The organism is Hydrocoleum sp. CS-953, assembly GCF_002260545.1.
In the GTDB taxonomy this organism is placed as follows: domain Bacteria; phylum Cyanobacteriota; class Cyanobacteriia; order Cyanobacteriales; family Microcoleaceae; genus Trichodesmium.
This window is the reverse complement of the sequence record NZ_LGSU01000152.1, coordinates 1-2,291: the sequence shown is the minus strand read 5'-3', so window position 1 is coordinate 2,291 and position 2,291 is coordinate 1. Positions and strand designations below refer to the sequence as shown.

The following is a 2,291-nucleotide window of genomic DNA, read 5'->3' as shown; positions in this document are numbered from 1 at the left end:
CTTTTGATGTTCGGTACATCTCCGTTTTACAAAAAACAGACTCTATTCAAGGCTGAAACTTTTATTATATCTTGACCTTAGTTATCAATTTACAGATATAATATACAACATTTTATGATTTATTTATACAGTGAAAAAATCACTGATTTGGATATAACAACCTTTATGTGAACTTGATATTAGAGATTTGCCATCCTCCTCTATTTTGTAGGAGTAATTTCCTATGGAATGCTCGGCAAACATAAATTGACCATACTCTTACCAAAAACTTTATAGCAATTTTTTTCGGCTCATTTAGATATGAATAGCTATAGCAATCCTATTTTATTTGTGTATAAAAATATTACCGCTTTTAAGCAACAGCCAACAGGCGGTAGTTTCAGTTTTTTATCTACTTTTTGATTACCAAAAAAAGAGGGTATGCGCCGACCCTTTTAAGGGGATGAAAAGATAACAGCTAATTATTTCAAACCTCTGGGTGAGCGCCAGAGGTACTGATAACTGATGTACTGACACTTCGCGTTTGCGGAGCATTCCGGAACGGAAAGTGTTACTACTAACTGATAACTGAAATGACCCGCGACCTATTTAGGATTGCTATAAGAAAATTCAACTTATAAACAAACTCAATTAAGTAAGTTAGCAATTTAATTATTATGAACAACTGGCAACCAGGCACTACTTTAAATAACTACAGATACACCATAGAAAAAATTTTAGGAGAAGGAGGCTTTGGCGTCAGCTATTTAGCACTAGATAATCAGAATACAGATAAAAAAGTCGTCATCAAAACTTTAAACGATAAAATACAAAAGCTCCATGAATTTGACAAATTTTAAAACCGATTTCGAGACGAAGCTGAACGACTAAAAAGATGCCGACATCAGAATATTGTCAAATTTTATGATTCCTTTGAATAAGGGAAACTGTATTGTATTTTCATGGAATATATAGATGGAGATAACTTAGCTGTTGTTATTAAAGAACAAAGAATATTACCCCAACAAAAAGCCCTCAATTATATTCGACAAATTGCTAATGCACTGACAGTCATTCACAGTCAAAACATTCTCCACCGGGATATCAAACCAGACAATATAATATTACGCAAAAATCACAAAAATCAAGAACAAGTAGTTCTAATAGATTTTGGTATTGCCCGTGAATTTATTCCCAATAAAACTAAAAGCTACACCCAATTTTATACATAAGGTTATGCACCTATAGAACAATATATTCGCAAACATAAACCAGGAGAATATACAGATATTTATGCTTTAGCAGCCACACTTTATGTGCTTTTAACTAAATATCAATTACCTAACTCTATAGATAGATATCATACTCAATTAGCAATACATAAAACCCACTTACCAAAACAAGCTCGTTTCGTCTTAAAATTAGTTTTTAAACTGATGGGAAAACAATCTAAATACGACCCATTAGTAGAACCAAAACAAATTAATAAAAAAATTAGCGATCGCCTCAACAATGCAATTCTCAAAGGAATGGAAATTCAACCGGAAGACCGCCCTTAAACTTTGCAAGAATGGTTGGCATTACTTCAAATTCAACCTCAGAGCATTATGTCTCAAATGTCTCAGGTTTCTCGCACAGCCTTTTCTCAAATTTTAACTTCGGCGTAGCAGCACTAGGGGTTTAGTCTTAAAATCATATTTTCCCTTAGGTTTGGAGACCAAACTCCTACAATTTTTTTCACAACTCATTAATGAGATTGCTATACCAAACTTTCAATAATAGTATGACTAAGAATTAATTATCTATCAAATCTAAAATTCTCAAATAAATTAATCTTGAACTAAGGGGAAAACATCAGGGAAAGCCCGCCAAACCTCCCTAACAAAATCTCTTAAATGTTGATGTGAAATATGCAAATTTTTCGGTTCGCTATCCAACAAATATAACTCAGATAAAAGTGGCAGAAACTCTGTATCAATAACTTCCCTAAATAAACAAATCGGCCATACCAAATCCGCACCATCTCGCAAATCCCATAACCTAGATATTTCTGACACATCTTGATTATTTTCACACTCACTTTCTGAGGAAAATACTTTTAAAATCCAAGGCCGAACCCAACACATTTGACGTGCTTCTAACACCTGAATTACTTCTGCATATAAACAAGTATTTCCATGTTCTAAACAAACAATTTGACTGGGTTGGAACTTAGGGTTAAAATATTTTAATTCTCGCTTCATATAAAAAATAATTGATATTATATAGAATTTTTCAAATTGATGATATACATAATTTTTTGATTTTAAAGA

Annotated in this window: 4 protein-coding genes; 3 read left to right on the top strand and 1 reads right to left on the bottom strand. The window is 32.6% G+C overall.

The genetic code is table 11. The features are described from left to right. Positions 1–656: 656 nt before the first annotated feature. From AFK68_RS01170 to AFK68_RS01160, 3 genes are all read left to right on the top strand, one after another. On the top strand, positions 657–839 hold the full coding sequence (locus AFK68_RS01170; RefSeq protein WP_094670978.1) for a hypothetical protein: 183 nt from the start codon (positions 657–659) through the stop codon (positions 837–839). A 102-nt stretch (positions 840–941) separates the two neighbouring features. Next, a complete protein-coding gene (locus AFK68_RS01165) occupies positions 942–1,211 on the top strand; it encodes a protein kinase (protein ID WP_168186271.1) in 270 nt (89 codons plus the stop codon). Between the two features lie 84 nt (positions 1,212–1,295). After that, positions 1,296–1,538 carry a hypothetical protein gene (locus AFK68_RS01160; protein ID WP_094670974.1) on the top strand — a complete coding sequence of 81 codons (243 nt, stop codon included), beginning with the start codon at positions 1,296–1,298 and terminating at the stop codon, positions 1,536–1,538. A 270-nt stretch (positions 1,539–1,808) separates the two neighbouring features. On the opposite strand, the gene AFK68_RS01155 is transcribed toward AFK68_RS01160, so the two are convergent. Further along, a partial coding sequence (locus AFK68_RS01155; protein WP_246843921.1) for a hypothetical protein occupies positions 1,809–2,291 on the bottom strand: 483 nt, incomplete at its 5' end.

Excerpts from the sequence above, each read along its gene's own strand:
- AFK68_RS01165 (WP_168186271.1), top strand. The coding sequence starts at position 942 with ATGGAATATATAGATGGAGATAACTTAGCTGTTGTTATTAAAGAACAA.
- AFK68_RS01170 (WP_094670978.1), top strand. The coding sequence starts at position 657 with ATGAACAACTGGCAACCAGGCACTACTTTAAATAACTACAGATACACC.